Origin of the sequence: Ideonella paludis, from assembly GCF_018069865.1 — a bacterium.
Lineage (GTDB): Bacteria > Pseudomonadota > Gammaproteobacteria > Burkholderiales > Burkholderiaceae_C > Ideonella > Ideonella paludis.
In genome coordinates this window covers 579,180-604,630 of the sequence record NZ_JAGQDG010000004.1, presented here as the reverse complement: position 1 = coordinate 604,630, position 25,451 = coordinate 579,180, and the positions used below count along the sequence as shown (strand labels likewise).

Annotated in this window: 31 protein-coding genes; 20 read left to right on the top strand and 11 right to left on the bottom strand. The window is 61.3% G+C overall.

Going from position 1 to position 25,451, the window contains the following annotated elements:
- Positions 1–37: 37 nt before the first annotated feature.
- Both KAK11_RS13210 and KAK11_RS13205 read right to left on the bottom strand, forming a co-directional pair.
- On the bottom strand, positions 38–1,405 hold the full coding sequence (locus KAK11_RS13210) for a NarK family nitrate/nitrite MFS transporter (RefSeq protein ID WP_210809599.1): 1,368 nt from the start codon (positions 1,403–1,405) through the stop codon (positions 38–40).
- A 65-nt stretch (positions 1,406–1,470) separates the two neighbouring features.
- Entirely contained in the window at positions 1,471–2,751 is a 1,281-nt protein-coding gene (locus tag KAK11_RS13205; RefSeq protein WP_210809598.1) for an MFS transporter, read from the bottom strand.
- A 197-nt stretch (positions 2,752–2,948) separates the two neighbouring features.
- Between KAK11_RS13205 and KAK11_RS13200 the strand changes: the two genes are divergently transcribed.
- On the top strand, positions 2,949–3,359 hold the full coding sequence (locus KAK11_RS13200) for a hemerythrin domain-containing protein (RefSeq protein WP_210809597.1): 411 nt from the start codon (positions 2,949–2,951) through the stop codon (positions 3,357–3,359).
- On the opposite strand, the gene KAK11_RS13195 is transcribed toward KAK11_RS13200, so the two are convergent.
- Positions 3,335–3,565, bottom strand: a complete 231-nt coding sequence (locus KAK11_RS13195) for a DUF3079 domain-containing protein (RefSeq protein WP_210809642.1) — start codon at positions 3,563–3,565, stop codon at positions 3,335–3,337. The two genes, KAK11_RS13200 and KAK11_RS13195, sit on opposite strands and share 25 nt — an antisense overlap.
- 8 nt (positions 3,566–3,573) lie before the next feature.
- Entirely contained in the window at positions 3,574–4,299 is a 726-nt protein-coding gene (gene ytfE, locus KAK11_RS13190) for an iron-sulfur cluster repair protein YtfE (protein ID WP_210809595.1), read from the bottom strand.
- A 146-nt stretch (positions 4,300–4,445) separates the two neighbouring features.
- On the opposite strand from ytfE, the gene norR reads away from it, so the two are divergent.
- Both norR and KAK11_RS13180 read left to right on the top strand, forming a co-directional pair.
- The gene (norR, locus tag KAK11_RS13185) at positions 4,446–6,035 is read left to right on the top strand and encodes a nitric oxide reductase transcriptional regulator NorR (RefSeq protein WP_310737801.1); all 1,590 of its coding nucleotides are present in this window, start codon (positions 4,446–4,448) and stop codon (positions 6,033–6,035) included.
- A 19-nt stretch (positions 6,036–6,054) separates the two neighbouring features.
- Positions 6,055–6,432: a SirB2 family protein gene (locus KAK11_RS13180; RefSeq protein WP_310737800.1), complete on the top strand. Its 378-nt coding sequence runs from the start codon at positions 6,055–6,057 to the stop codon at positions 6,430–6,432.
- Between the two features lie 131 nt (positions 6,433–6,563).
- Here KAK11_RS13180 and KAK11_RS13175 read toward each other — a convergent pair whose 3' ends face one another.
- Genes KAK11_RS13175 through KAK11_RS13160 form a run of 4 tightly spaced genes read right to left on the bottom strand, consistent with a single transcriptional unit; the run spans position 6,564 to position 10,231 of the window.
- Positions 6,564–7,442, bottom strand: coding sequence for a sterol desaturase family protein (locus tag KAK11_RS13175; protein ID WP_210809593.1), 879 nt, complete (start codon positions 7,440–7,442; stop codon positions 6,564–6,566).
- Positions 7,439–8,794 carry an MFS transporter gene (locus tag KAK11_RS13170; RefSeq protein WP_210809592.1) on the bottom strand — a complete coding sequence of 452 codons (1,356 nt, stop codon included), beginning with the start codon at positions 8,792–8,794 and terminating at the stop codon, positions 7,439–7,441. Before KAK11_RS13170 ends, KAK11_RS13175 begins: the two co-directional genes overlap by 4 nt.
- Complete coding sequence (locus KAK11_RS13165; protein ID WP_210809591.1) at positions 8,794–9,525, bottom strand: MBL fold metallo-hydrolase; 732 nt, start codon at positions 9,523–9,525, stop codon at positions 8,794–8,796. Before KAK11_RS13165 ends, KAK11_RS13170 begins: the two co-directional genes overlap by 1 nt.
- A 40-nt stretch (positions 9,526–9,565) precedes the next feature.
- Positions 9,566–10,231 carry an ArsR/SmtB family transcription factor gene (locus KAK11_RS13160; RefSeq protein WP_210809590.1) on the bottom strand — a complete coding sequence of 222 codons (666 nt, stop codon included), beginning with the start codon at positions 10,229–10,231 and terminating at the stop codon, positions 9,566–9,568.
- A gap of 52 nt (positions 10,232–10,283) precedes the next feature.
- Here KAK11_RS13160 and KAK11_RS13155 point away from each other — a divergent pair, with 52 nt between their 5' ends.
- Both KAK11_RS13155 and KAK11_RS13150 read left to right on the top strand, forming a co-directional pair.
- The gene (locus KAK11_RS13155; RefSeq protein WP_210809589.1) at positions 10,284–11,147 is read left to right on the top strand and encodes an energy transducer TonB family protein; all 864 of its coding nucleotides are present in this window, start codon (positions 10,284–10,286) and stop codon (positions 11,145–11,147) included.
- An 847-nt stretch (positions 11,148–11,994) separates the two neighbouring features.
- The gene (locus KAK11_RS13150) at positions 11,995–13,557 is read left to right on the top strand and encodes a S8 family serine peptidase (protein ID WP_246498865.1); all 1,563 of its coding nucleotides are present in this window, start codon (positions 11,995–11,997) and stop codon (positions 13,555–13,557) included.
- A 96-nt stretch (positions 13,558–13,653) separates the two neighbouring features.
- Here the strand turns inward: KAK11_RS13150 and KAK11_RS13145 are convergent, their stop codons facing one another.
- Entirely contained in the window at positions 13,654–13,950 is a 297-nt protein-coding gene (locus KAK11_RS13145) for a copper-binding protein (protein WP_210809588.1), read from the bottom strand.
- Between the two features lie 127 nt (positions 13,951–14,077).
- On the opposite strand from KAK11_RS13145, the gene argB reads away from it, so the two are divergent.
- The 12 genes from argB (at position 14,078) to tatC (ending at position 21,022) form a co-directional block, all read left to right on the top strand.
- Positions 14,078–14,980: an acetylglutamate kinase gene (gene argB, locus KAK11_RS13140; RefSeq protein WP_210809587.1), complete on the top strand. Its 903-nt coding sequence runs from the start codon at positions 14,078–14,080 to the stop codon at positions 14,978–14,980.
- A gap of 2 nt (positions 14,981–14,982) precedes the next feature.
- Positions 14,983–15,678, top strand: a complete 696-nt coding sequence (locus tag KAK11_RS13135; protein ID WP_310737799.1) for a pyrimidine 5'-nucleotidase — start codon at positions 14,983–14,985, stop codon at positions 15,676–15,678.
- A complete protein-coding gene (slmA, locus tag KAK11_RS13130) occupies positions 15,678–16,334 on the top strand; it encodes a nucleoid occlusion factor SlmA (RefSeq protein ID WP_210809584.1) in 657 nt (218 codons plus the stop codon). Before KAK11_RS13135 ends, slmA begins: the two co-directional genes overlap by 1 nt.
- A gap of 66 nt (positions 16,335–16,400) precedes the next feature.
- Positions 16,401–17,327 carry an ATP-binding protein gene (locus KAK11_RS13125; RefSeq protein ID WP_210809583.1) on the top strand — a complete coding sequence of 309 codons (927 nt, stop codon included), beginning with the start codon at positions 16,401–16,403 and terminating at the stop codon, positions 17,325–17,327.
- Positions 17,324–17,797, top strand: coding sequence for an NUDIX domain-containing protein (locus KAK11_RS13120; protein WP_210809582.1), 474 nt, complete (start codon positions 17,324–17,326; stop codon positions 17,795–17,797). The genes KAK11_RS13125 and KAK11_RS13120 overlap by 4 nt, the downstream gene beginning before the upstream one ends.
- A 45-nt stretch (positions 17,798–17,842) precedes the next feature.
- The gene (gene hisI, locus KAK11_RS13115; RefSeq protein ID WP_210809581.1) at positions 17,843–18,232 is read left to right on the top strand and encodes a phosphoribosyl-AMP cyclohydrolase; all 390 of its coding nucleotides are present in this window, start codon (positions 17,843–17,845) and stop codon (positions 18,230–18,232) included.
- A 7-nt stretch (positions 18,233–18,239) separates the two neighbouring features.
- Positions 18,240–18,587, top strand: coding sequence for a phosphoribosyl-ATP diphosphatase (locus KAK11_RS13110; protein ID WP_210809580.1), 348 nt, complete (start codon positions 18,240–18,242; stop codon positions 18,585–18,587).
- Between the two features lie 2 nt (positions 18,588–18,589).
- On the top strand, positions 18,590–18,976 hold the full coding sequence (locus KAK11_RS13105; RefSeq protein ID WP_210809579.1) for a DUF4870 family protein: 387 nt from the start codon (positions 18,590–18,592) through the stop codon (positions 18,974–18,976).
- A gap of 18 nt (positions 18,977–18,994) precedes the next feature.
- Positions 18,995–19,345: a histidine triad nucleotide-binding protein gene (locus KAK11_RS13100; protein ID WP_210809578.1), complete on the top strand. Its 351-nt coding sequence runs from the start codon at positions 18,995–18,997 to the stop codon at positions 19,343–19,345.
- A gap of 82 nt (positions 19,346–19,427) precedes the next feature.
- Complete coding sequence (gene tatA / locus KAK11_RS13095; protein ID WP_210809577.1) at positions 19,428–19,661, top strand: Sec-independent protein translocase subunit TatA; 234 nt, start codon at positions 19,428–19,430, stop codon at positions 19,659–19,661.
- Between the two features lie 78 nt (positions 19,662–19,739).
- Positions 19,740–20,237, top strand: coding sequence for a Sec-independent protein translocase protein TatB (gene tatB, locus KAK11_RS13090; protein ID WP_210809576.1), 498 nt, complete (start codon positions 19,740–19,742; stop codon positions 20,235–20,237).
- Positions 20,234–21,022 carry a twin-arginine translocase subunit TatC gene (gene tatC, locus KAK11_RS13085; RefSeq protein WP_210809575.1) on the top strand — a complete coding sequence of 263 codons (789 nt, stop codon included), beginning with the start codon at positions 20,234–20,236 and terminating at the stop codon, positions 21,020–21,022. The genes tatB and tatC overlap by 4 nt, the downstream gene beginning before the upstream one ends.
- Before the next feature lie 63 nt (positions 21,023–21,085).
- On the opposite strand, the gene KAK11_RS13080 is transcribed toward tatC, so the two are convergent.
- A complete protein-coding gene (locus KAK11_RS13080; protein WP_210809574.1) occupies positions 21,086–22,279 on the bottom strand; it encodes a S1C family serine protease in 1,194 nt (397 codons plus the stop codon).
- A gap of 27 nt (positions 22,280–22,306) precedes the next feature.
- Between KAK11_RS13080 and KAK11_RS13075 the strand changes: the two genes are divergently transcribed.
- Both KAK11_RS13075 and pdxA read left to right on the top strand, forming a co-directional pair.
- Complete coding sequence (locus KAK11_RS13075) at positions 22,307–23,056, top strand: Nif3-like dinuclear metal center hexameric protein (protein ID WP_210809573.1); 750 nt, start codon at positions 22,307–22,309, stop codon at positions 23,054–23,056.
- An 11-nt stretch (positions 23,057–23,067) separates the two neighbouring features.
- Positions 23,068–24,132, top strand: coding sequence for a 4-hydroxythreonine-4-phosphate dehydrogenase PdxA (gene pdxA / locus KAK11_RS13070; protein ID WP_210809571.1), 1,065 nt, complete (start codon positions 23,068–23,070; stop codon positions 24,130–24,132).
- Between the two features lie 36 nt (positions 24,133–24,168).
- Here the strand turns inward: pdxA and mscL are convergent, their stop codons facing one another.
- Positions 24,169–24,588 (bottom strand): large conductance mechanosensitive channel protein MscL, encoded by a 420-nt coding sequence (mscL, locus tag KAK11_RS13065; RefSeq protein ID WP_210809570.1) that lies wholly within the window; start codon positions 24,586–24,588, stop codon positions 24,169–24,171.
- A 247-nt stretch (positions 24,589–24,835) separates the two neighbouring features.
- Between mscL and petA the strand changes: the two genes are divergently transcribed.
- On the top strand, positions 24,836–25,432 hold the full coding sequence (petA, locus tag KAK11_RS13060) for a ubiquinol-cytochrome c reductase iron-sulfur subunit (protein WP_210809569.1): 597 nt from the start codon (positions 24,836–24,838) through the stop codon (positions 25,430–25,432).
- The last annotated feature ends 19 nt before the right edge of the window (positions 25,433–25,451 follow it).

Genomic DNA, 25,451 nt, shown 5'->3' with positions numbered 1-25,451 from the left:
GTCGATCGAGAAAATGGGACATGTCAAACCTTTGAGGTCAGCAAGGCATGGGGGCGTTCTTGCGGCTGTAGCACCACCAGGTGATGGCCATGCAGCTGAGGTAGAACACGATGAAGGCATAGAGCGCACCGTCGGGGCCGCCCGTCAGGGCGATGGAGGTGCCGTAGCTCTTGGGGATGAAAAAGCCGCCATAGGCACCGATGGCGGAGCTAAAGCCCAGCACCGCAGCCGCCTCTTTGTTGGCGTCCTTCACCGCTTGTTCGCGGGCGGCAGGGCTGGGCCCGGCGGCGCGCTGGCGCTCGGTTAAAAAGATGACCGGGATCATGCGAAAGGTGCTGCCATTGCCAATCCCCGCGAAGGCGAACAAGGCCATAAACGCCACCAGAAAGCCCATGAAGTCGCCACCCTGGCCGGCCTGTGGCAGGTAGTGCAGCACGGCCAGCACGCCCAGGGCCATGGCCACAAAATTCCAGAAGGTCACGCGTGCCCCGCCCAACTTGTCAGAGAGCCAGCCACCCAGGGGCCGCGACAGTGCCCCGACCAGCGGGCCCAGCCAGGCGTACTGCAGCGCATTGATGCCGGGGAACTGGCTTTTGATCAGCAGCGGGAAGCCGGCCGAGTAGCCGATGAAGCTGCCGAAGGTGCCCAGGTAGAGCCAGCACATCAGCCAGTTGTGCTTGCGCTTGAAGATCACCGCCTGGTCGGCAAATGAGGCCTTGGCCTCGGCCAGATCGTTCATGCCAAACCACGCTGCCAATGCAGACAGCGCAATGAAAGGCACCCAGATGAAGCCCGCGTTTTGCAACCACAGCGGGCCTTTGGCGCTCTGCGCAGGCTCGCCGCCCAGCGCCCCAAACACCCCGGCGGTGATGACCAAGGGCACCACGAATTGCACCAGCGATACGCCCAAGTTACCCAGGCCCGCGTTCATGCCCAAGGCATAGCCCTTTTGCGCCTTGGGGTAGAAGAAGCTAATGTTGGCCATGGAGCTGGCAAAGTTGCCGCCGCCTAGGCCGCACAGCAAGGCCAGCAGCACCATCACCTCATAAGAGGTGTTGGGGTCTTGCACCGCAAAGCCAATGCCCAGGGCCGGCAGCAGCAGACTGGCGGTGGACAAAGCTGTCCACCGGCGGCCGCCAAATATGGGCACGGCAAACGAGTAAAAGATGCGCAGCGTGGCACCGCACAGCGCGGGCAAGGCCGCCAGCCAGAAGAGCTGGTTGGTGCTGTACTTGAAGCCCACATTGGGCAGGTTGACCACCACCACCGACCAAACCATCCAGACCGCGAAGGCCAGGGTCAAGGCCGGGATGGAGAGCCAGAGGTTGCGGGTGGCCACGCTGTGGCCGCTGCGGTCCCAGAGGCTTTTGTCCTCCGGGTTCCAGTGAGCAATGACGGATGCCATGAGGGGCTCCTATGAAGAAAGAGAGAGGTGCGGTCGAACGCGCGTAGAGAAGGAGAGAAAGCGCGTTAGCGCGCGAACGACCGCGAAAACGGGGCTTCAGGGGCTTTGGCGCCCATCACCTCGGTGCGGCGGACTTCCGTCCAGTACATCCAGATGAGCGAGACCCAGACCACGCCATAGAGCAGCATGAAAGCGCTGGAGCGGATGCCGGTCAGGTCCATCAGCACGCCAAACAAGATGGGCAACACAAAGCCACCCAGGCCACCCGCCAAGCCCACGATGCCGCTGATGGCGCCGATGTTCTGCGGGTAGTCGTCGCTGATGTACTTGAAGACGCTGGCTTTGCCGAAGGCCCAGGCGATGCCCAAGATGAACATCAAGGCAGTGAAGGCATAAACATTCAGGCCGATGTGAAAGGTCTGCGGCCCGTTGACGGTGAGGATGGTGAAGTCGGTCTGCGGATAGCTCAGCAAGAACAGGCAGACCCAGCTCACCCACATCACCCACCAGGTCACGCTGTGGGCGCCAAACTTGTCTGACAACACACCGCCAATGGCGCGCAGCACCCCACCGGGCAGCGAGAAGCAGGCCGCCAGCAAAGCGGCATAGCGGATGTCCAGGCCATACTCGCCCACGTAGTACTGCACCATCCACAGGGCCAGCGCCACATAGCCGCCAAACACAATGCTGTAGTACTGGCAGTACTTCAGCACCTTGGGGTCCTTCAGCGCCTTGAGCTGCTCACCAAAGCTGGCCTTAGAGGTAACCAAGTGCGATGGGTCACTGGCGCTACCAAACCAAAAAACCAGCAACGTGCCCAGCATCACGGCCGCATAGACCTGCGGCACGGCGGTCCAGCCAAAGGCCACCAGCAAGGCCGGGGCGACAAACTTGTTGACCGCCGAGCCCGAGTTGCCCGCGCCATAAACCCCCATGGCCATGCCCTGCCTGTTTTTAGGAAACCAGCGAGCCACATAAGGCGTGCCCACCGAGAAGCTTCCCCCGGCCAAGCCCACAAACAGGCCGATCACTAGGAACTGCCAATACTGGGTGGCGTAGCTCATCATCCAAATGGCGGGGATGGTGGCCGCCATCAATACGGCCATCACAATGCGTCCGCCGTACTTATCGGTCCAGATGCCCAAGGGCACGCGGATGAGTGAGCCCGTCAACACGGGCGTGGCGGTGAGCAGGCCGAACTCGGTGGCATTCAGGCCCAGCGTCTTCTTCAGCGGAATGCCGATGACGCCGAACATCATCCAGACCATGAAGCAGACGGTGAAGGCCAGGGTGCTGACGATCAGCACCGACCAGGCCTTGGGAGGAAGCGGAGTGGAAGTGGACATGGTGTGTCTCTTGAAGAACACCCCTACTGTCGCGAATCCACTGTCCGATCACCATACCGCTAAGCGTCAGGGTGGCTGATGCGTTAGAACGATGGTGTCTTGACGGACATAGTTCTGAAGAACTACTCCGGGGTCCGCAGCCTCAAGCTGACAAAGGTTCAGCCGATCACACCGTTCTTCAATTTGAAAGGCGCCCCATGGACATCTCACGCTTCAAAGCCGATCATCAAGTGATTGCCAAAGGTATTGCCGACCTTCGCCTGCTGGTGCAGCAGGGCTTGGCGCAAAACGCTGACCGTATCGTGGAGCACCTGCATCAGCTCAGCGCCAAGATCAAGCTGCATCTCAACGCAGAAGACGCGGTGCTTTACCCCGCCCTGATGCGGCAGTCAGCCTCAGCACCCGCCGAGACCGCCCGACAATTTCAGTCAGAGATGGGCGACTTGGCCAAGGTCTATGGCGCCTTCACCCAGAAGTGGGCCTATGGCAAGCTGATTGTTGACAACCAAGATGCCTTCAAGGCTGATGCCAATACCGTCTTTCAGGCTTTGCACGAAAGAGTTCGTCGCGAGAACCAGGAACTCTATCCCTTGGCGGAGCAGGTGTGATCGATCTGGCCACTGGCAGGCCCATTGCCCGAGGGAGCTAAGCCCCAACTGGCCCAGTCAGGGCCAAAGGATTCAATGGGGTGCTGAGTTCGCTCCGAGCCATTGCCGCACCTCAGCTGCCCCGCTGGGCAGTAGAGGTCGCAGCCCCAGCAGAGGCGCTCAGGATGTGGCGGGCAGAGGGGAAAGGGCTTGCGCCCAGACCCCATGAGGTTTGTCATGCTGCTTGGGCGTGCGCCGTGCAGGCGCAGGCACTGGCTGGTGCCTCGGCTGTCTGATTCAGCCCCTCGAACAAGACATTGTTTTCGAGGTGGATGTGCTGCATTAGGTCTTGTTTCAGGGTCACGAGGCCCGTCAGCAAGGCCCGCCAGGTGTTGCACGCGCCGCGTGGTTGCACCAAGCCATGGGCCAAAGCCACCATGCGGGCCAGAGCTTCGCCATGTTGATCATGCTCGAAGCGCATCATGGCCACAGGAGGCAGCCCCTGCGGCGGCACGCCCTTCTGCAAGAGTGGAAACAGAATCTGCTCTTCCTTTTGCATATGACTTTCCAACTCTTGGAGCATGGTCTCCAAGTGACTGGCCAAGCCATGGGGGCATTCGGGACGGTCACCATGGACGGTCTCTACCCTGCGAGAAAGGCGGATCAGTTCAGGCAGTTGCTGACGATGACGCTCGTGGTACCGCTCCAGAAGGTGCGCAATCAATTCGGGCGCAGTGGCGTCGCGCCAGTCACGCTCTATCGCGCCGGGCTGGTCAAGTAATTGTGTGAGCGCCAAGGTCACGATTTCGGGATCCAGGGCTAGGGGAGCCAAAGCGTCGCGCAGCGTTTTCTTACCACCGCAACAGAAATCAAGATCGTGTTGGTGAAACACGGCCGTGGCGCCAGGGATGCTGCGGGCCAGGTCGCCCAAGGAGCGGTCGAGGAACTGAGGGGTGGTCATGTGCAATCTCCAAAGTGGGAAAAGAGTGAATCTGCTCTACGCATGCACCGTGCCAGCCTGACCGGACAGGGTCTTCAAACACTTAGCGCTGATTTGGGTCAAAGTGACCCGAGTGATTGAGGTCAGAATGACCCTTGTGGGTAAAAATGACCATGATTCAAACCAGCTTGTTGAATGACTTGGCGGTCGGCCTGCCTTCAGGTGTGCGCTTGCAGCGGATGGTGGCCAGCTTGCGTGCGGGCTTTGGCTGCGATGCCGTCGCCTTGTTGGCGCTGGAGCCCGGCGCCGTGGATTGCTTGCGACCCTTGGCGGCTGTGGGCTTGACACGAGACGCCTTAGGGCGGCGCTTTCCGCTGGCGGAGCAACCACGCTTGGCCGCACTGATGGCCAGCCGAGAGGTGGTGACCTTTGACGCTGACAGTCGGCTTCCAGACCCTTACGATGGCTTGATTGAAGGACTCAAAGGGCAGGCTCTCGCAGTGCATGACTGCATGGGCATTCGCCTGCAGCAAGAAGGCCGCCCGTGGGGCGTGTTGACGCTTGATGGCCTTACCCGTGGCCGGCTAACCCGCCACGACCGCAGCCGGCTGGCTGAGCTGGTTCCCCTTTTAGAAGCTTCTATCCGCTTGACGCGTTTGGAGCGCGAAGTACAAGACCTGCGGCACAGCCACGCCCGAGTCATGCGCAGCAGAGAAGATCAAATCGTGTTGCCCGACCCCGGTCACGATGACATCGAGATCGTGGCTCATTCCGACGCCATGCGACGCCTTCTGGACGAAAGCAAGGTGGTGGCTCAGAGCGAGTTGACCGTGCTGTTGCTGGGAGAAACGGGGGTGGGCAAGGAACTGCTGGCACGCCGTCTGCATCGGCTATCGCCGCGCCATGGTCAGCCTTTGGTCATGGTGAACTGCGCAGCGCTGCCCGAAAGCTTGGCGGAGAGTGAGCTTTTTGGTCATGCTAAAGGCGCATTCTCCGGTGCGACCACCGAGCGGACAGGTCGCATCGAAGCCGCGCAGGGGGGCACTTTGTTCTTGGATGAAGTGGGCGAGCTGCCCCTCAGTCTTCAAGCCAAGCTGCTGCGGACGCTACAAAACCGGGAGATTCAGCGCTTGGGTTCGGACAAGGTTCGCAAGGTGGATGTCCGTTTCGTGGCCGCAACCAACCGCAATTTGCAAACAGCCGTCAAAGAAGGCTCCTTCCGGGCTGACCTGTATCACCGACTGACGGTCTATCCCTTGCTGATCCCGCCGCTCAGAAACCGTCACGACGACATCTTGCCCCTAGCGGGTCGCTTCTTGGAGGTCAACCGCGCGCGCTTAGGGCTCCGCGGCCTTCGGCTCAGCGATGAGGCTGAGTGCGCGCTGCTGGCCCATGATTGGCCGGGCAATGTGAGAGAGCTGGAGCATGTGCTGGGCCGCGCCGCCCTGCGCGCAGCCCAGGTGGCCCAGGATGGCCATGGCATCGCCGTCATTCATCCCGAAAGCCTTGGGCTTGCGCCCACCGACACGACCAGTCCTGGCATATCTCAGGTCACCGCATCGACACCTGGCGCTGAAATCCCGCGTTCTCCGAGACAAGCCAGCCGAGCAGCCCAGCGGCAGAGCATTGAGCTCGCCTTGAGCCAATCCGGCGGCAATTGGTCCCGGGCTGCCCGCTCCTTGCAGATGGATGCCAGCAATCTTCACAAGCTAGCGCGGCGCCTGGGAATGAAAGCCTGTGAGACACATGGCCAATAGTGAATTTTGGAGCGCGCTGGTGAGCGCCTATCCGGCCATCAAGACTTTGCACCTGTGGTGCGTATCACTCAGCATTGGCCTCTTCAGTGTGCGGCTGATCGCCACCTGGACACGGGCGACTTGGCCCATGCACCCGCGAGTGCGTCACCTGAGTGTGGGCGTCGACGTGTTGTTGTTATGCGCAGGCGTGACCCTGTGGACTTTGCTGCAACTGAACCCTCTACGAGACACCTGGTTGGGTGTCAAACTGATGCTCCTGGTGGCTTATGTGGTGTTGGGATCATTGGCGCTCAAGCGCGCACCGACGCTGCGTACCAAGATGGCGTCTGGCTTGGCCGCTTGGCTGTGCGTGGCGGCGATGGTGGCGGTGGCTCGCGCTCACAGCGCAAGCCTCTAACGCTAGTTTGTCGAGGGAACAGCCCGGGGACGGCAGGTCAATAAATCACCGTGATTGACGGGAGGATGTTTGACAAGCATTTCAGCTTCGCCTCCCAAGACTCTGAAGTCAGGTCGCCGACACTTTCTGCCTCATTGCGGTGGTGTTTCTCGCGAGATTGGGCCATCAGTGGTAGTGCGATTGATTTCGCCGTTACGGACACCTTTTCTGAAGGGCATGAGCAGTAGACCCGGTAGGTTTGCCACTTCTCTCGGTTCCGTGTGTCCTTGGATGCCGGTGGTCATCGCAATCTGCCCGGCCCGCGCCTGCTCTCGGTAGGTGCCAAAGAGACGGTCCCACGAGGCCAGGTTGAATCCGAAGTTGGTGTTGCACTCGTCGGCCTCTATTGAGTGATGCACCCGATGCATGTCGGGCGTGACCACGACCCATCGCAATGCTTGGTCTAGCGCTGCAGGCAGGCGGATATTGCCGTGATTGAACATGGCGCAGCTGCTGAGCACGATCTCGAAGATCACCACAGCCAGTACGGGTGCACCCAGCACCGTGATGGTGGCGAACTTGAAGGTCATAGACAGCAGGATCTCTAACGGATGGAAGCGCGCTCCGGTGGTCAGGTCGATATCAAGATCTGCATGGTGCACGCGATGGAGCCGCCAAAGTGCGGGCACCGCATACACCATCACATGCTGAAACCAGATGGCGAAGTCCATGGCCACGACCGCCAGCGGTATGGCGAGCCACGTCGGCACTGAAAAGTTGTTCAGCAGCCCCCAGCCGCGGTCAACGCCCAGTGCCGCGAGGCCGACCGCCGCCATTGGAAACACCCCACGCACGACCAAGGTGTTGAGCAGCACGATGCTCAGGTTGGCGACCCAGCGTTGCTGGCGACTGAGCCTCAGCACCCGGCGTGGCGAGAGTTGCTCCCAACAAGCCACCACTGCGAATACAGCGCAGAAAACGGCCATGCGCAACAGCGGCTCGTGCGCCAAGATCAGTTGCTCTGGCTTCATGGGGGCAGCCTTGTTCCACGCTTCGGCGTCTGCCCTTGTGTGGCGAGGTTGGCAGGATTTTGGGTCTCCCGCACTGGCGCGACCAAACTCGGATGGGTCTCCTGCCCCTTCCACGCCAGCCACGCTCCCGACACCCCCATGGACAGCGCTACAAACCAAAAAGCGGACTCCAACTGCCCAGCAAAGTGAGCCGACAAGCCCAGGCCCAGAGCACCCAAGGCGTAGCCGAGGTCGCGCCAAAAGCGGTAAATACCGATGGCTGAGCCTCGCCACAGTGGCGGTGCAATGTCCGCCACAGCTGCAGACAAGTTGGGGTAGAGCATGGCCATGCCAAAACCGGTCAACGCCGCCGAGAGCATCCATCCTCCCGAGCTGTTCATCATCACCATCATGGCCACGCCTGTGCCGCACAGCCACATGCCGCCCACATTCAGCCGATGGCGCCCCAAGCGGTCTGACCACCGGCCGGTGAACAACTGCGACACCCCCCAAACCATGCCATAGACGCCAATCACAGCGCTGGCCTCGGGCAGGCTCAAGCCTTGCTTCAGGAGATAAATGGGATAGACGATCCACACCAGCGCATCAACGAATTTCTCGACCAAGCCGGCTTGGCATAGCGCCAGCAAACGGGCATCCCGCCAACTCATCAGCGTGAACACCTCCCAGGTGTTGGGAGGCTCTGGCGACGGATTAGTGCTGTCTTGCGGACTCAGTGCAGGTGGTGTCACTCGTGCCCAAGATAAGGTGTCTTGCACATAAAGGGTTGAAAGCCAAAGAGCAGCCAAGGTGACCCCGATGCCAAAGACCATCAGACCTTCCCGTGCACCCCAGAGCGTGGCCATCCAAGCCGTCAACAGTCCTGCCGAGGCCACACCCACATATCCCGCAAATTCATTGAGCCCCAGCGTTAAACCACGCTCGCTGGGCTGAGTGATGTCCAGCTTGGCGGTTTGCGTCATGGACCATGTCAGGCCTTGGTTAACGCCAAGCAGAGCGATGGCTGCGACCACCCACGCCCAACTGGGCGCCAAGCCCAGGATCAGCGGAATGGGCAAGGCAAACCACCACCCCAGCAGCAAAACTCGCCGTCTGCCAACTCGCTCAGAAAGCCGCCCCGCCACAAAGTTCATGATGGCCTTGACCACGCCAAAGGCCATCACCAAGGTGCTGAGGAGCAGAAACGAGTTTTTCGGCACCCCGAACTCGGCCTCTGCCACAGCGGGCACCACGGTGCGGGTCATACCAAGCGTGAGACCTACCAGTAGCACCTGCAGCAACCAATGTCCAAACTGGGCACGGTTGGCCGAGATGCCTCGAAGCAGCACTGCTGTTGATGGTGGCGAGTGCATCAGGCAGAGGTGTTCGCAGCCACTATGGCGTCCATGTCCGAAGGCCGCGGTCCTATGCTGGCCACGAGCTGTTCGACAAAGCTGCTCCTATCCATGTTGAGGGCACTGTTCCAGCGTCTTTCGAACCCAATGGTGGAGGCAGGCTTTCCAGACAGCCCTGCGCCACAGGCACTGCCCGCTTGATGCCCTGGATAAACCTCAACTTCGCTGGGCAATGTCAACAGCTTGTTTTGCAGGCTATCCCATAGCAAGCCTGCCATGTCGCGTTCTCGCCCCGCCAGATCCGGTCTGCCAACAGCACCCACAAACAAGGTGTCCCCTGTGACGACAAACCAAGGCGCGTCTCCGCGACGAGCGTCCTTGACAAGCAGGCACATGCTGTCCAACGTATGACCTGGGGTGCGGAGCACTTCGATCTTGACGTTGCCGACATCTAATCTCTGGCCGTCTCGGAGCGGCTCAAAGTCAAAGGCAACGATGTCTCGTGCCGATTCGTGCAAGCAGTAGTGCGCCGATGTCCTACGCGCCAGCGCTCGACCACCGCTGTATTGGTCTGCATGCACATGCGTGTCAATCACATGGGTGATTGCCACGCCCGCCTGTTGCGCCTGAGCGATGAACCAATCTTCATCACCTGCCAGCACATCGACCGCGACGGCCTTGCCCAAGCCCGCACAGCCGAAGAAATAGGACAAGGAGGCCTCACGGGCCGCAAGTTGCTTGAAGAACATGAAGGGCCTCTTTGGGGACGTCTTTGGTGATGTGGGCAGTTCAGTGCGTCTGAGCCAGCGGCATGCCCGCCGCTTGCCACTCAGACACGCCATCCAACAGTTTGTGGATGCGATAGCCCTTGGCACTCAACAACTGATAGGCCTCTTGCGAAAACAGGCAGAAGGGTCCACGGCAATAGGCGACGATGTCTTTGTTCTTGGGGAGCTCAGCGAGCCGGCTGGTGATTTCGTCCACCGGCATAGAGCGCGCAAAAGGCAGGTGAGCAAGCTCATACTCTTCTGTGGGGCGCACATCGATCACCACCACTTCGCCACGCTTTGCACGAGACATCAAGGTTTGACGATCGAGCTGGGTCAAGGTGCCGGGCTCAGCCACCATCTGATTCAAGGCCATGCGTAGCTCCAGAAGATGCGACTCGGCCACTTCTCTCAAGGTGACCCACAGGCCCGCGACGTCCCCCCCTGAGAGCCGATAGACCACATACTTGCCCTCCTTGCGAGCGCTCACCAAGCGCGCTTCCCTCAATGCCTTGAGGTGTGCGCTGGCCAGCTTGATGTCCACAGACAGCTCCTGTGCCAAGACTTCAACAGACTTCTCACCCTGAGCCAGCAGCTCCAGCAGCTCCAGCCGCTTCGGGCTGGCCACAGCTTTGCCGATGCGGGCGACTTGTTCGTACAACAGGTCTTTGAGTTCGCGCTTTTCCATGCAATCATTCTAATGATTGTTAGAATGATGAGTCAAACGCTGATCTCCTGACATGCCGAGCCCCCGTCCTCTTCGCCTCTTGCTGGCCGCGCTTCTGGTGGCGGTTCATGCGTGGGGCTTGTGGGGCATCAGCGCCGACCGCTTGGCTGTGCGGGTGCCACCTCCCGTGGCCAAGCAGGAGGTCGTGATGATCCTGCCGGCGGCCTCGCCCACACCGCCCCCTGAGCCGCCGCTGACCCCGCCGCCGCCAAAGCATCAGGCCAAGCCGCCCAAGGCAGCGCCCCCGCTCCCCACCAAGCCCGCGCCCATCGCGCCGACCGATCCCCCGAAGAAAGCGCCGGCTACGCTGGCCGCCCCCGCCACGCCCAGCGCTGAAGAATGGGCCCTGGCCGGGCAATACACCTTAAAGAACAGCAAACGCTATCGTCATACTTGGGGCCAGCATGTGCGCAGCCTGATGGGCACGGCCGTGGAGGGGCCAGACCAAGGCGCGGTGCGCTTTGAGGTGGAGATTGCACCGGATGGCAGCCTGGCCAGGCTGGACACCTTGTGGAGCACATCCGCCAAGGCCGAGCAACTGGCACGGCAAGCGATTCAGCAAATGCCGCCCCTGCCGCCCACGCCCACTGGCAAACCCCTGGTGTTTCAAAGAACGGTGTCCTTCCAGCCCTTTGAGACAGACGGCCCGCCGCTGTACAAGAACGACTGCCAACCCGACGCACCGCGCTTCAGCAACCCCTTTGCCTGGGACGGACAGGCAGCGCAAGCCAGAGGCCATCAAGCGCCCCCGCCGCCCATGAGCCCGCAAGAGCTCGCAGAGTGCTTAAAGCAACTGCCCAAAGACAGCCTGGAGGCGGAGAGCGCGCAGATGCGCAGGCAACTGGAGCAGGGCTGGTCTTCAACGATCTCTCGTTGACCATCGTACCGGGCTGACCCCTTGCACGTCGCGGACGGTTCCCCTACTTGCAGTGGCCAGTTCTGGCGATTGCGATCAGCACTTGGCGATACTCGTGGCGGGTTGTACTGCCCTTTCGCAGCAAGGCTGCGGCGAGGGGGACTCGCTTGCTCGCGTGATTCAGCGTAAACCTTTGATGTTCTGACAGAGGTTTGACTAGGAGAAAGAAGCGCCAGAGAGTCGCGATGACTGCCATCAGCGTTATCACGGTGAGGAGTTCTTGTAGTGCCATTTCTCAATGCTAGCTGAGCATTGACGTCAGCCAACACGATGCCATCTACGGGCTCCAGGCCGCGGCGAACAGACAATGCTGAGTTGCTGCGACTTGAATCGGCTTTACTGCCCCTTCCTCACGGGCTCAACAACCTTCGGAACTGGCACAAAACTGGCACAGTGAAGGCCGAAAATCAGGCAACCTCCAGTCAATTGCGGTAAGAAAAAACATATACAAATCAAACGCTTAGCGTTAGACTTCTGACTGCCGCAAGGCTTTGATTTCGACTCATAATCCTTTGGTCATAGGTTCAAGTCCTATACGGCCTACCAACCCTCTCTTCACAAGGGATACACCCCAGCCCGGCGGGATGCTCGCGGCTCGGTGTTTTCCCCCGATGTGCGACTAATTCACGCCTTTAGGCACCCTGGCCGACCCCTTGATCATGGGGAGTGGCGTTGACGTCCATCGAGGCGACCATGACACTCGCGGCTTGTTCATCCAGGGCGGTGTTCAGCGGCGTGGTCTTGCCGCGCAGCGCAGAGAACCGGACCCTCGGTGCATATCAAACTTTGTTGTAGCTGGAGAAGCTGAATGACGATCAAGTCGACCCTGCGGTTCACCCGCATTTCCGCAGCATTGGGCCTGGCCCTGGCGACCATGGGCATGGCCCAAGCCGCCGACACCACCCGCGTCATCGTGGAGTTCAAGTCTGAGGCGCAAGCCGAAGCTGCAGCTCGCAAGGCTTTGGCCATGCTGGGTGGCAAGGTCAAGCTGGAGATGATCGGTGGTGGCTCCGTGGCCGCTGAAGTGCCGACCAAGGCACTGGCATCCTTGCGTGGCCATGCTGCTATTGCGGATGTGTCGATCGACGCACCCCGCTATGCCCTGTCCACCAGCACACCTTCAGGCCCTCCTTACATGACTGGTCAGCAGACCCCGTACGGCATCAAGCTGGTGCAGGCGGACCTGGTGCCTAACCTGGATGCCAATGCTGCCAACCGCAAGCTGTGCATCATTGACTCCGGCTTTGACAACAGCCACGAAGACTTGGCCGGCAACGACGTGACGGGCGAGTTCGACACCGGCACCGGCTGGTGGTACACCGACGAGAACAGCCACGGCACGCACGTGGCCGGCACCATCGCCGCCGTCAACAACAGCGGCGTGGGCGTGGTGGGCGTGAACCCCAACAAGAAGCTGAAGCTGCACATCGTCAAGGTGTTTGGCGCAGACGGCTGGGCCTATTCTTCGACCCTCTCCAATGCCGCCAAGAAGTGCCAGGCAGCAGGTGCCAACATCATCAGCATGTCCTTGGGTGGCTCGCTGAACAACCCGCTGGAAAGCAAGACCTTTGCTGACCTGCAAGCCGCTGGCATCTTGAGCATCGCAGCCGCTGGCAATGGTGGCAACACCAAGACTTCTTACCCCGCTGGCTACAAGTCGGTGGTGTCCGTCGGTGGCGTGGACATGAACAAGGCGCTGTACGCCGCATCTCAGCGCAACAAGGACGTGGAAATCGCCGGCCCGGCCGTGGCCGTGTTGTCGACCGTTCCGATGGGTACGGGCACCAATTCCGCATTGACGGTCGGTGCCACGGCTTATGCCCCCGGCGGCATGGCAGGCTCGCCCAACGGCACGGTGACCGCTCCTCTGGCCAATTTCGGCTTGGGTAAGGTGGTGGATACGGCCATGGCTGGCAAGGTTTGCTTGATCCAGCGTGGCGAAATCGCCTTCTCTGAGAAGGTGCTGAACTGCCAGAACAGCGGTGGCGTGGGCGCGATCGTCTACAACAACATCGCGGGTGGCTTCGGTGGCACCTTGGGTGGCACAGCAACCACCATTCAATCGGTGACGGCTTCGGACACTGAAGGCGCTGCCATGTTGACTCAGCTGGGTCAGTCGGCCACGGTGACAGTCACGGCCTCTAACTACGCTGAGTTCGACGGCACCTCGATGGCCACCCCGCACGTGGCTGCCGTCGCTGCGATGATCTGGAGCCATTACCCCACTTGCACCGGCGAGCAAATCCGTGCGTCTCTGAACAAGAGCGCCTTGGATCTGGGTACACCTGGCCGCGACACATCGTTTGGCTTCGGTCTGGTCCAAGCCAAGGCTGCCTATGACCGCATCAAGAAGAAGGGTTGCGGCAAGTAATGTGCTGAGGAGAGCGCTGGAGGGCAGACCACTGCCCCCGGACGCAAGAAGGGGTCCCGCGAGGGACCCCTTTTTTCGTTCTAGCGCTCAGGCTGCTCAGGGCAGCTTTTTGATTTGTGTGACCACGTACTGGCCATCCACCTTGTCTGCGGTGAAGCTGACGCGATCACCTTCGTTCAGGCCGTCTAGCAATTGGGCAGGCTTGGCTTTAAAAGCCATGGTCATCGGGGGCATGTCGAGGTTTTTGATTTCGCCATGCTTGAGAGTGACCTTGGCCTGAGCTTTGTCGATCTTTTTGATCTCGCCTTCGGCGGCCTGCGCCCACAACGCGGTGGCGCTGAGCGCCAGGGCGGCCAGGGTGCGGCGGAGCGTGAGAGCGGTGAGGTCGTGCATAGAGATTCCTTTCCATCCTTCAACGCTGCAGCCAGGCTGCAGGAAGACAGGCTCCTAGAATGGCGTCAATGTTGCCACGCCTTCGGGGCAACGCGACGATCAACCCCACTTCGAGCCTTTTGACACCATGACTGCTGCCACCACCTCGATCGACCACATCCTGCCCCGCGAAAAGGCCGAGATCCTGGCCCAGGCGCTGCCCTACATCCGCAAGTTCCACGGCAAGACGCTGGTCATCAAATATGGCGGCAACGCCATGACCGACCCTGAACTGCAGCAGGACTTTGCGGAAGATGTGGTCTTGCTCAAGCTGGTCGGCATGAACCCGGTGGTGGTGCACGGTGGTGGGCCACAGATTGACGATGCGCTGAACCGCCTGGGCAAGAAGGGCACGTTCATCCAAGGCATGCGCGTCACCGACGAAGAAACCATGGAAGTGGTGGAGTGGGTGCTGGGCGGTGAAGTGCAGCAGGACATCGTCGGCTTGATCAATGCCGCCGGCGGCAAGGCCGTGGGCCTGACTGGCCGCGATGGCGGCATGATCCGCGCCAAGAAGCTGAAGATGCTGGACAAAGATGACCCCACCAAAGAGCATGATGTGGGTCAGGTGGGCGAGATCGACAGCATCGACCCCAGTGTGGTGAAGGCCCTGCAAGACGATGCCTTTATTCCCGTCATCAGCCCCATCGGTTTTGGTGAGAACAATGAGAGCTACAACATCAACGCGGATGTGGTGGCAGCCAAGCTGGCCACGGTGCTGAAGGCCGAAAAGCTTTTGATGCTGACCAACATCACCGGCGTGCTGGACAAGCAAGGTCAACTGCTGACCGACCTGACGGCCAAGCGCATTGATGAGTTGTTTGCGGATGGCACCATCTCGGGCGGCATGCTGCCCAAGATCGCCGGCGCCTTGGATGCCGCCAAGAGCGGGGTCAACGCCGTGCACATCATCGACGGGCGCGTTCCGCACGCCATGCTCTTGGAGATCCTCACCGACCAAGCCTACGGCACCATGATCCGGGCCCGTTGAGCGTGGCAGCTCGCCGTCCCGGCCCGGTTTGGTTGTTCGACCTCGACAACACGCTGCACAACGCGGGCGCCTCAGCCTTCAAGCATTTTGACGGGGCGATGAATGCCTTCATCGCCGAGCGCTTGCAGGTGAGCTGGGCTGAGGCCGACCATCTGCGCGCCGACTATTGGGCGCGCTACGGCTCCACCCTGCTGGGGCTGATCCGCCACCACGGCATCTCGGTGCGCGACTTTGTGGATGAGACGCATCGCTTTCCCACCTTGGAACAAGAGGTGGTGACCCATGTGCATGACGCTGCAGCGCTGCGGCGCCTACCGGGCCGCAAGATCATCCTCACCAACGCTGGTCAGGCTTATGCTCGGCGCGTGCTGCGGGCGCTGCGCCTGGATGGTTTGTTTGACGAGATCATCGGCATTGAGCAAATGCAGATGTTCGGCCAATTGCGGCCCAAGCCAGATGCCCGCATGTTTCGTGCGTTAGCCGCGCGTCTAGGGGTTCACCCGAGGTCCTGCATCCTGGTGGAAGATACCCTGCTGCACCAGAAGGCCGCTCACCGGGTGGGTATGCGCACGGTGTGGATGCAACGCTGGCTCAAGCACCATGCGCATGGCCCGGAGGTCGGTGTTTACCTGCACCGCAAACCAGCCTATGTCTATGCAAGAATCTCCAAGCTCCAACAGTTGCACCGGGTGCTGTGATGTCCGATTTGCCTGACCCTGCCGATCCGGCCCCCGCCGCAGACCACAGCCCCGCTGAAGAAGCCACCGCGCCTGCGCGCAAGCGGCCTAAGCCGGGTGAGCGCCGGGTGCAGATCCTGCAGGCTCTGGCCTCGATGTTGGAGCAACCGGGTGCAGACCGCATCACCACCGCCGCTTTGGCGGCCAAGCTTTCTGTCAGTGAGGCTGCGCTCTACCGCCACTTCGCCAGCAAGGCGCAGATGTTCGAAGGGCTGATCGAGTTCATCGAGTCCAGCATCTTCACCCTCATCAACCAGATCAGCGAACGCGAGCCCGATGCTCACCAACAAGCGCGCCGTATCACCCATGTGTTGCTGCAATTTGGTGAGAAGAATCCGGGCATGACACGGGTGATGGTGGGTGACGCGCTGGTGTTTGAGAACGAACGCCTGATCGCCCGCATGAACCAGTTCTTTGATCGGGTCGAGTCGCAACTGCGCCAGTGCTTGCGCGGCGCTGCTGAAGCCCAGGGTTCGGCCACCCCCACCGTCGACGCCAATGGCCAGGCCTCGGCGCTCACGGCCTTCATCATGGGCCGCCTGCAGCGCTATGCGCGCTCCGGCTTCAAGCGCATGCCCACCGAGCAGTTGGACGTGGCCTTGATGCTGCTGGCCTGACCAAGGGCTCGCAGCCGGCGCTGCAAACCGCAGGCGCCTGCTGGGCAGGCCCTAAACTCTGGGCCTATGACTGAGCCTGTCGTTTCCCCTTCTGCGTCGGCCCTGAGTGCCGAGGCCTTGAACGCTTTGCTGTTCCGCGCCGAGGCCGTGTTGTCTCGCCTGGAAGGCCTCTTGCCCAAACCCTTGAGCGCGCCCGACTGGTCCGCTTCAGTGGCCTTTCGCTATCGGCGCCGTCAAGGCTTGGCGGTGTTGGAGCCCGTCAAGCATGTGGCGGGGATTCGCCTGTCTGACCTCAAAGAGATTGACGGCCAGCGCGACCGCCTGTTGCGCAACACCGCGCAGTTTGTCGCGGGCTCGCCGGCCAACAATGTGCTGCTCACCGGCGCACGGGGCACGGGCAAAAGCTCTTTGATCAAGGCGTGCCTGAATGAGTTTGCCGCCCAGGGCTTGCGCTTGATCGAGGTCGACAAGGCTGAGTTGACCGACCTGCCTGATATCGCCGAGTTGGTGGCTGATCGCCCCGAGCGCTTCATCATCTTCTGCGATGACCTCAGCTTTGAAGAAGGCGAAGCGGGCTACAAGGCGCTGAAGTCCATGCTGGACGGCACGGTGGCGGCCAGCAGTGACAACGTGCTGATCTATGCCACCAGCAACCGCCGCCACTTGCTGCCCGAGAAGATGAAGGACAACCTCGGTGCGAGCTACACCGACGACGGTGAGTTGCACCCTGGCGAGGCGGTCGAAGAAAAGATCTCGCTGTCGGAGCGCTTTGGCTTGTGGATCAGCTTCTACCCCTTCAGCCAAGACGAGTACCTGGCCATCGTGGCTCAATGGTTGCGTCACCTGGGTGTGGCGCCGGCTGATATCGAGGCCGCGCGGCCTGAGGCGCTGATCTTTGCGCTGGAGCGCGGCTCGCGCTCCGGCCGGGTTGCCGGCCAGTTTGCACGCGATTGGGCGGGGCGCAGGGCTTTGGCCCAAGGGGCCGCCGCATGAGCGCGTCCATTGTGACGGGCCCGGCACAGCCGGGTGACCGCGTGCCGGTTGAGGTGGCGGTCGGCGTCTTGGTGCAGCGTGATGCCTCAGGGCAAGAGGCGGCCTTTCTGTTGACCTCTCGCCCTGAGGGCAAGGTCTACGCCGGCTATTGGGAGTTTCCGGGCGGCAAGCTGGAGGCCGGTGAAACCGTGCACCAAGCGCTGCGCCGGGAGCTGCAAGAAGAGCTGGGCATCACCATTGGCCAGAGCCACCCTTGGCAGCAATTGGTGATGGACTATCCCCACGCCCGCGTGCGTCTGCATTTCCACAAGGTCTTTGACTGGACCGGTGAGTTTGAAATGCGCGAGCGCCAAAGCATGGCCTGGGAGACCCTGCCTGTGGTCAGCCACCCGGTGCTGCCCGGCACCATTCCTGTCTTGCAGTGGTTCGCGGCAGAGCGCAGCTTTGTCGGGCCCACGCATCGCGATTGAAGACCTGTCACAAGCCCGCACATCCCAGACGGCTACACTTTCGCCATGAATTGGTTGGACAAAGTCCGTTGGGACAAAGAGGGCCTGGTGCCCGCGATCGCGCAAGAAGCGTCAACAGGCGATGTGCTGATGTTTGCATGGATGAACCGCGAGGCGCTGGCGCTGACGGCCGAGCGCATGCAGGCGGTGTACTGGAGCCGCTCGCGCAACAAGCTCTGGGCCAAGGGCGAAGAATCCGGCCATGTGCAGCAGGTGCATGAAATCCGTCTCGACTGCGATCAAGACGTGGTGCTGCTCAAAATCACCCAATTGGGGCATGAGCCCGGCATTGCCTGCCACACTGGCCGTCACAGCTGCTTTTATGAGCGCTTGGAAGACGGTGAATGGAAATCTGTGGACCCGGTCTTGAAAGACCCGGCCTCCATCTACAAATAAGGTGGCCATGAACTCCAACGACACCCTGGAACGCTTGGCGGCCGTGATCGAAAGCCGCCGTGGCGGCGACCCTGACAAAAGCTATGTGGCGCGCCTGTTCCACAAGGGCACGGACGCCATTCTGAAAAAGGTGGGTGAAGAAGCCTGCGAGACGGTGATGGCCGCCAAAGATGGCGACAAAACCAAAATCGTCTACGAGGTGGCCGACCTGTGGTTTCACAGCCTGGTGGCCTTGGCCCACTTCGGCTTGAGCCCGGCCGAGGTCTTGGCCGAGTTGGAGCGCCGCGAGGGCCTGTCAGGCCTGGAAGAGTTTGCGGCCCGCAAAGCCCAGCAACGTGAGAGCGAAGGAGCTTGAGCATGGATGAAGCCCCCCAGGTGGTGTTGAGCCCCGAGCGCGAGTCGTCCTTGCGCACCATCGGCATGATCAGCTACTTGCTGCACGGCATCGTGGCGGTGGGGGCCGTGGTGCCGGGCTTTCAGCCCAGCGTGCTGCTGTTGATCGTGGCTTTCTTCATCGACCTGTTCAAGAAAGACGACGCCCGTGGCACCTGGCAAGAAAGCCATTTCGCTTGGCGCATCCGCAGCGTGCTGTGGGCTTTTGGCCTCTACGTCATCACCTCGCCGCTCTTCTTGCTGTTGGTCGTGCCCGGCATGGTGGCCTGGTTCATCGTTTCACTGTGGTTCCTCTATCGCGTCGTGCGGGGCTGGTTGGCCCTGAATGACCGCCGCGCCATGCCCACCTGACACCAAAGCCTCACCACCATGAGCCACGCTGACCCGAACTGCATTTTCTGCAAGATCATTGCCGGCCAAATTCCGGCCAAAAAGGTCTACGAAGACGAGGACATCCTCGCCTTCCACGACATCGCCCCTTGGGCGCCGGTGCACATCCTGCTGATTCCCAAGCAGCACATCGTGTCCATGGCTGAGGTCACCGCCGCTGAGGCTGCGGTGCTGGGCCGCATGATGACTTTGGTGCCCACCTTGATGACTCAATTGGGTGTGAGCAATGGCTTTAGGCAAGTCATCAATACCGGGCATGATGGGCACCAAGAGGTGATGCACTTGCACATGCACGTCATGGGCGGCCCACGGCCTTGGAGCCGGGGTTGAGGCACAGGGCATTTGAGGCCAAACACCGGGCCACGAACACTGGCCGACTAGAATCGACTGTTTCCTAGATTGGAGATCTACTATGGGTTCGTTCAGCATTTGGCATTGGCTGATCGTGTTGGTCGTCGTGGTGCTGATTTTTGGCACCAAGAAGCTGAAAAACGTCGGCTCTGACCTCGGTCAGGCGGTCAAGGGCTTCAAAGACGGCGTCAAGGGCGGCACCGAAGGCGCCCCTGAGGCCCCTGCACAGCAAGTCACCGCCAACAAAGCGGCTGACGCCAACACCGTTGACGTCGACGCCAAGACAAAGTCTTGATCGGCTCAATGGCCGGATTCCGACTTGGTGCGAGCCTGTCTTGCCCCAGGTCTTTAGGCTTTTTGCCACCTGCCTTGCATGATTGATTTTGGCTTTGACAAATTGGCGCTGATCGGTGCGGTGGCACTGATTGTGATTGGCCCTGAAAAGCTGCCGCGCGTGGCACGGACGGTGGGCTTTTTCATTGGCAAGGCGCAGCGCTATGTCTCGGATGTCAAGGCCGAGGTGAATCGGTCCATTGAGCTGGAGGAACTTCAGAAAATGAAGTCCCAGTTCGAGACGGCGGCGCGGGATGTCGAGCAAACCGTTCACCGTGAGGTCAACGAGGCCAGCAGCAGCTTTGAGCAAAGCTGGAGTGAAGCGACCGCCGGGCTCAGCAGCGACGGTGCCAACTCGGGCACTGACTACTGGACACCGGCCCCGCCCACCTACCAGCATCCCAAGAAGAATTGGCGCGTCAAGCGCAGCGCCACGCCGCGTTGGTTCAAACAGCGGCAAGGCGTGCGAACCCACGTGCAGTCGGGGGCGGCCCGAGTGGCGCGCTTCCGGCCTGCGCGGCCTGGAAGCCCCCGATGAGTGACCACAAGCCTGACGAACTCGAAGGCACCGAAGCCCCTTTTGTCTCTCACCTGATTGAGTTGCGTGACCGTTTGGTCAAGGCCTTGATTGCGGTGGCTGTGGTGTTCGCAGCCCTGTCTGCTTGGCAATGGGGCTGGGTGGGCAAGCCGGTGTTGACCGACCTGCTGGCCGCACCCTTGGTGGCTTCATTGACTGGCAGTGCCAAGCTGATCGCGACAGGTGTTCTGTCGCCCTTCATGGTGCCGCTGAAGGTCACGATGATTGCCGCCTTCATGATCGCCTTGCCCGTGGTGCTCTACCAAGCCTGGGGTTTCATCGCGCCCGGCCTCTACTCGCATGAGCGGCGTTTGGTGTTGCCCTTGGTGGTCTCCAGCACGGTGCTGTTCTACAGCGGCGTGGCGTTTTGCTATTTCTTTGTCTTTGGCAAGGTCTTCGCGTTCATTCAGGGCTTTACCGCTGAGAGCGTGACGGCCGCCCCCGACATCGAGGCTTACCTTGGCTTTGCCATCTCCATGTTCATCGCCTTCGGCGCGGCCTTTGAAGTGCCCGTGGTGGTGGTGGTGCTGTCTCGCATGGGCATCGTCAGCATCGAGAAGCTCAAGGAGTTCCGAGGCTACTTCATCGTGCTCGCCTTCATCATCGCAGCCATCATTACGCCGCCCGATGTGGTGTCGCAATTGGCGCTGGCCATTCCTATGTGCATCCTCTATGAAGTCGGCATCATCGCTGCAGGCTTGTTCAACAAGCACACGCGAGCGCCTGAGGACGCTGAGGCGCAGTGATACGGAAGGATCCTGAAAAGGGGCTGCGTGCGCAGCCCCTTTTTCATGGCCCGAGGCGCCGAGTTACTCGCCGCCTCCGCCATTGCGGCGGCGCTGTTGCGTCTTGGGGCGCTTGGCGATGGTGACCTTGATTTCGAGGGCCTGTTCACCTCGCTGAACGGCGATCAAGGCTTCAGTGCCCGGCGTGATGGCAGCGACAGTACTCAGCAACTCCGACACGCTGCGCACGGGCTGTCCTTGGATGCGCACCACCACATCGCCCGGCTTGAGCCCCGCTTGGCTGGCTGGGCCGTCTTGCAGCACCCCGGTGATCAGCACGCCCTCGGAGATTGGCAGCTTGAAGCTCTGCACAAAGTCTGGGTCCAACTCGCGGGGCTGCACGCCCATCCAGCCTCGGGTCACTTGGCCGTCTTTGATCAGGCTGTCCATGACTTGCCGCGCCAAGTCCACAGGAATGGCAAAGCCGATACCCAGGCTGCCGCCGCTGCGCGAATAAATGGCGGTGTTGATGCCCACCAAGTTGCCAGCGGCATCGACCAATGCGCCTCCCGAATTGCCAGGGTTGATGGCGGCATCGGTTTGGATGAAGTTCTCAAAGGTCGACAGGCCCAAGCCACTGCGGCCCAGGGCGCTGACGATGCCTGAGGTGACGGTTTGGCCCACATTGAACGGGTTGCCAATGGCCAGCACCGCATCGCCCACATGCAACTGGCTCAGCGAGCCCAAGGTGATGACGGGCAGTCGGTCCGCATTGATCTTGAGCACCGCCACATCCGTCTCGGGGTCGGCACCCACCAAGGTGGCGTTGACCTCGCGGCCGTCCGACAGGCGCACCGTGATGCCGTCCGCGCCCTCCACCACATGGTTGTTGGTGAGCAAATAGCCATCTGCACTGACGATCACCCCTGAGCCCAGGCCCTCCGGCGCATCCGGGGCCTGTTGCCCGCCCCTTTGGCCAAAGAAATAGTGAAACCAGGGGTCACCGCGCACCACAGAGCGCGCGTGTTTGCTGGTGGTCACACTCACCACGGCGGGGGCGGCGCGCTGGGCTGCGGCGCTCAAGGGCTGCGTGGCGGTGACTCCGGAGGCTGCTTGCGCCACCTGGAGCACGGGCGCGGTGGGCTGGCCCATGGTTACGCCGGGCGGCATCCAGCGCTGAGGCTGCTCTAGCCATTGCGGCTTGAAGGTCATCAGCACGAAGAGGATGGCCACCGCCACGGTGACCGCCTGAGAGAATACCAACCAGATTCTGCACATTGCTGTTTTCAAAGGAGCACAACCCCCATGGTGGCACGCGACGAGATGGACCGCTATCTGCGGCAGGTGCTGGAGGTGGAAAAGTTCAAGGATTATGGGCCGAATGGCTTGCAGGTGGAGGGTCGCCCGGAGATTCGCAAAGTGGTCTCTGGGGTCACGGCCAGCCTGGGCTTGATTGAGGCTGCTGTGGCGGCCCAGGCGGATGCGGTGCTGGTGCACCATGGCCTGTTTTGGCGGGGGCAAGACGGCCGCCTGACGGGCTGGCTCAAGGCGCGCGTGGCGCGCTTGATGGCGCATGACATCAACCTCTTCGCTTATCACCTGCCCTTGGATGCGCATGCTGAGTGGGGCAACAATGCCCAGTGGGGCGCCGCCCTGGGCCTCTGCGCTGACGGCCGCTTTGGCGAGCAAGCCTTGGGTTTCGTGGGTGAAGCCGGCACCCTCACCACCTTGCAGGCCTTGACCCAGCAAGCCCAGGCGGTGGCCCAGCGCGACGTGCTGGTGTTGCCCGGCGATGGCCGAGCCCTGCGTCGCATTGCTTGGTGCAGCGGCGGTGCCCAAGGCTACTTTGAGGCGGCAATCGCTGCCGGTGCAGACGCATTCTTGACTGGTGAAGTCTCTGAGCCGCAAGCCCATTTGGCCCGAGAAACTGGCGTGGCATTTCTTGCCTGCGGCCACCATGCCTCAGAGCGACATGGCGCTCCGGCCCTGGGCGCTCATCTGGCCCAACACTTTGGACTACAGCACGAGTTCATTGACCTCCCCAACCCCGCCTGAAGACCACGCTCATGTCCCTTGCCTCCGCTACGCCCGCACGTCCCTTGCTTGTCACCATGGGCGACGCCTGTGGTATTGGCCCGGAAATCATCCTCAAGGCTCACCTGCAGGGAGCGCTTGGCGATGCGGTCGTGATCGGCTGCAAGTCGGTGATGGCGCGTGCAGCACAGGTGGTGAAGCACGCCCTGGGAGGGGATCTCGTGCCGTGCGAATCATGGCCCAGCTTGGCGCAAGCGCAGGCAGTGGGCGGCAGTGCCCTGCGGGTTTGGGAGCCGCCTACATTGGCGGCGAATCTGGCCGACCTGCCTTGGGGGCAAGTGCGCGCTGAAGCGGGTGCGGCGGCGGCTTGCTGCATCGAGGCTGCAGTGGCGGCTGTGCGGGCGGGCGAGGGCGCAGGCATCGTCACGGCTCCCATCCACAAGGAAGCCTTATCAGCGGCCGGGGTGAACTTTCCAGGCCACACTGAAATGCTGCAGGCCTTGTGTGTGCCGCCCGGCGCACCGCTGCCGCCCGTGCGCATGATGCTGGCCAACGACGAGCTGCGTGTGGTGTTGGTCACCATCCACGTTTCTTTGCGCCGAGCGATTGAGATGCTGGATGTCGCCGGCATCGTCGAGACTTTGCGCATCACCCATGAGGCGGCACTGCGTTTCGGCATCGCCGCGCCGCGCATTGCTGTAGCAGGCCTCAACCCCCACGCGGGGGAGGGCGGCCTTTTTGGCGATGAGGAGATTCACATCATCAGCCCGGCTATTGCTCAAGCCAGAGCAATGGGGATGAATGTGACCGGGCCTTTCGCGCCAGACACCGTGTTCATGCGGGCGCGCCACGCACCGGGCCACCCAGGCGAGTTCGACTTTGTGCTGGCCATGACCCACGACCACGGCTTGATCCCGGTGAAATACCTGGGGGTAGAGCAGGGCGTCAACGTGACCCTGGGCTTGCCGCTGGTGCGCACCAGCCCCGACCATGGCACGGCCTTTGACATTGCGGGCCGAGGCGTGGCGGATGCATCCAGCTTGGTGGCCGCGATGCAAATGGCCCGGCGCTTGACGGGGCAAGCACCGGGCCATTGAGCGCTCGGGCTGGGCGCCCAGGCCCGGCCACAGGTATCAGCGGTTCTTCAAGGCGTCGCGGATCTCGCGCAGCAGCACCACATCTTCCGGCGTCACGGGCGCGGCCTCAGGCGCGGGCGCCTCGGCCTTCTTCAGGCGGTTGATCTGTTTGACCATCACGAAGATGATGAAGGCCAGGATGATGAAGTTCAATGCCACGGTGATGAAGCTGCCGTAGGCAAACACTGCGCCGGCCTTCTTGGCCTCGACCAAAGTCGTGGCAGTTTGCCCAGCTAAGGGGATGAACTTGTTGGAGAAATCCAGGCCGCCAAAGATCACGCCCACAAACGGCATGATCAAGTCCGAGACGATGGAGTCGACGATTTTGCCGAAGGCGCCGCCGATGATGACGCCGACGGCCAGGTCGACGACATTGCCCTTCATCGCAAACTCTTTGAATTCAGTTGCAAATCCCATGAAAAACTCCTCTAAGTTGTTGAGACGATGTGACTTTCCCTGAAGTCACTGCCGGGGGGAGTATGGCGAATACAGGGGCTGTGTCAAAGGTATTTACGCCGATTCGGGCCTGATCTGCGTGCGAAGTGCCGGGAGCCTGTAGCTTGTCCGCTAAAATGCCGGATTGCCCGAGAACAAAGTCGGAAAAGTGTCGAGTGTTGAGCCGACGACCCAGACGACCATTCCTCAAGCTCCAAGAAGGACTCACATGAGTGATAACGCGGTGGATCAAGGCAAGCGCACCTGGCTGATTGCCACAGGCTGCGCTGGTGCCGTTGGCGGTGTGGCCACGGCCGTGCCCTTTGTCAGCACTTTCGCACCCTCAGAGCGTGCTAAAGCTGCTGGAGCGGCCGTTGAGGTCGATATCAGCGCCATCAAACCCGGCGAGAAGCTCACCGTGGAGTGGCGCGGCAAGCCGGTGTGGGTGGTGCGTCGCACACCCGAGCAGGTCGCAGCCCTGAAGAAGCTCGACCCGCAGTTGGCTGATCCCAACTCTGAACGCAAGGCCTATCCGACGCCGGATTACGCCAAGAACACCCACCGCTCCATCAAAGAAGAGTTCTTTGTGGCCGTGGGTATTTGCTCGCACTTGGGCTGCTCGCCGTCGGACAAGTTCCAGACCGGCGCACAGCCTTCGTTGCCCAATGACTGGGCCGGTGGCTTCCTGTGCCCCTGCCACGGTTCGACCTTCGACATGGCTGGCCGGGTGTTCAAGAACGTTCCCGCGCCGGACAACCTCGAAGTTCCGCCCCATATGTACCTCTCCGACGCCAAGCTGCTGATCGGTGAGGACAAGAAGGCCTAAAGCGGCGTCACGGACACAC

Bases quoted from the DNA above. Each gene is read 5' to 3' on its own strand.
- KAK11_RS13210 (WP_210809599.1), bottom strand. From the start codon at position 1,405: ATGGCATCCGTCATTGCTCACTGGAACCCGGAGGACAAAAGCCTCTGG.
- KAK11_RS13205 (WP_210809598.1), bottom strand. From the start codon at position 2,751: ATGTCCACTTCCACTCCGCTTCCTCCCAAGGCCTGGTCGGTGCTGATC.
- KAK11_RS13200 (WP_210809597.1), top strand. From the start codon at position 2,949: ATGGACATCTCACGCTTCAAAGCCGATCATCAAGTGATTGCCAAAGGT.
- KAK11_RS13195 (WP_210809642.1), bottom strand. From the start codon at position 3,565: ATGGGGTCTGGGCGCAAGCCCTTTCCCCTCTGCCCGCCACATCCTGAG.
- ytfE (WP_210809595.1), bottom strand. From the start codon at position 4,299: ATGACCACCCCTCAGTTCCTCGACCGCTCCTTGGGCGACCTGGCCCGC.
- norR (WP_310737801.1), top strand. From the start codon at position 4,446: ATGACCATGATTCAAACCAGCTTGTTGAATGACTTGGCGGTCGGCCTG.
- KAK11_RS13175 (WP_210809593.1), bottom strand. From the start codon at position 7,442: ATGAAGCCAGAGCAACTGATCTTGGCGCACGAGCCGCTGTTGCGCATG.
- KAK11_RS13170 (WP_210809592.1), bottom strand. From the start codon at position 8,794: ATGCACTCGCCACCATCAACAGCAGTGCTGCTTCGAGGCATCTCGGCC.
- KAK11_RS13165 (WP_210809591.1), bottom strand. From the start codon at position 9,525: ATGTTCTTCAAGCAACTTGCGGCCCGTGAGGCCTCCTTGTCCTATTTC.
- KAK11_RS13160 (WP_210809590.1), bottom strand. From the start codon at position 10,231: ATGGAAAAGCGCGAACTCAAAGACCTGTTGTACGAACAAGTCGCCCGC.
- KAK11_RS13155 (WP_210809589.1), top strand. From the start codon at position 10,284: ATGCCGAGCCCCCGTCCTCTTCGCCTCTTGCTGGCCGCGCTTCTGGTG.
- KAK11_RS13150 (WP_246498865.1), top strand. From the start codon at position 11,995: ATGACGATCAAGTCGACCCTGCGGTTCACCCGCATTTCCGCAGCATTG.
- KAK11_RS13145 (WP_210809588.1), bottom strand. From the start codon at position 13,950: ATGCACGACCTCACCGCTCTCACGCTCCGCCGCACCCTGGCCGCCCTG.
- argB (WP_210809587.1), top strand. From the start codon at position 14,078: ATGACTGCTGCCACCACCTCGATCGACCACATCCTGCCCCGCGAAAAG.
- slmA (WP_210809584.1), top strand. From the start codon at position 15,678: ATGTCCGATTTGCCTGACCCTGCCGATCCGGCCCCCGCCGCAGACCAC.
- KAK11_RS13125 (WP_210809583.1), top strand. From the start codon at position 16,401: ATGACTGAGCCTGTCGTTTCCCCTTCTGCGTCGGCCCTGAGTGCCGAG.
- KAK11_RS13120 (WP_210809582.1), top strand. From the start codon at position 17,324: ATGAGCGCGTCCATTGTGACGGGCCCGGCACAGCCGGGTGACCGCGTG.
- hisI (WP_210809581.1), top strand. From the start codon at position 17,843: ATGAATTGGTTGGACAAAGTCCGTTGGGACAAAGAGGGCCTGGTGCCC.
- KAK11_RS13110 (WP_210809580.1), top strand. From the start codon at position 18,240: ATGAACTCCAACGACACCCTGGAACGCTTGGCGGCCGTGATCGAAAGC.
- KAK11_RS13105 (WP_210809579.1), top strand. From the start codon at position 18,590: ATGGATGAAGCCCCCCAGGTGGTGTTGAGCCCCGAGCGCGAGTCGTCC.
- KAK11_RS13100 (WP_210809578.1), top strand. From the start codon at position 18,995: ATGAGCCACGCTGACCCGAACTGCATTTTCTGCAAGATCATTGCCGGC.
- tatA (WP_210809577.1), top strand. From the start codon at position 19,428: ATGGGTTCGTTCAGCATTTGGCATTGGCTGATCGTGTTGGTCGTCGTG.
- tatB (WP_210809576.1), top strand. From the start codon at position 19,740: ATGATTGATTTTGGCTTTGACAAATTGGCGCTGATCGGTGCGGTGGCA.
- tatC (WP_210809575.1), top strand. From the start codon at position 20,234: ATGAGTGACCACAAGCCTGACGAACTCGAAGGCACCGAAGCCCCTTTT.
- KAK11_RS13080 (WP_210809574.1), bottom strand. From the start codon at position 22,279: ATGTGCAGAATCTGGTTGGTATTCTCTCAGGCGGTCACCGTGGCGGTG.
- KAK11_RS13075 (WP_210809573.1), top strand. From the start codon at position 22,307: ATGGTGGCACGCGACGAGATGGACCGCTATCTGCGGCAGGTGCTGGAG.
- pdxA (WP_210809571.1), top strand. From the start codon at position 23,068: ATGTCCCTTGCCTCCGCTACGCCCGCACGTCCCTTGCTTGTCACCATG.
- mscL (WP_210809570.1), bottom strand. From the start codon at position 24,588: ATGGGATTTGCAACTGAATTCAAAGAGTTTGCGATGAAGGGCAATGTC.
- petA (WP_210809569.1), top strand. From the start codon at position 24,836: ATGAGTGATAACGCGGTGGATCAAGGCAAGCGCACCTGGCTGATTGCC.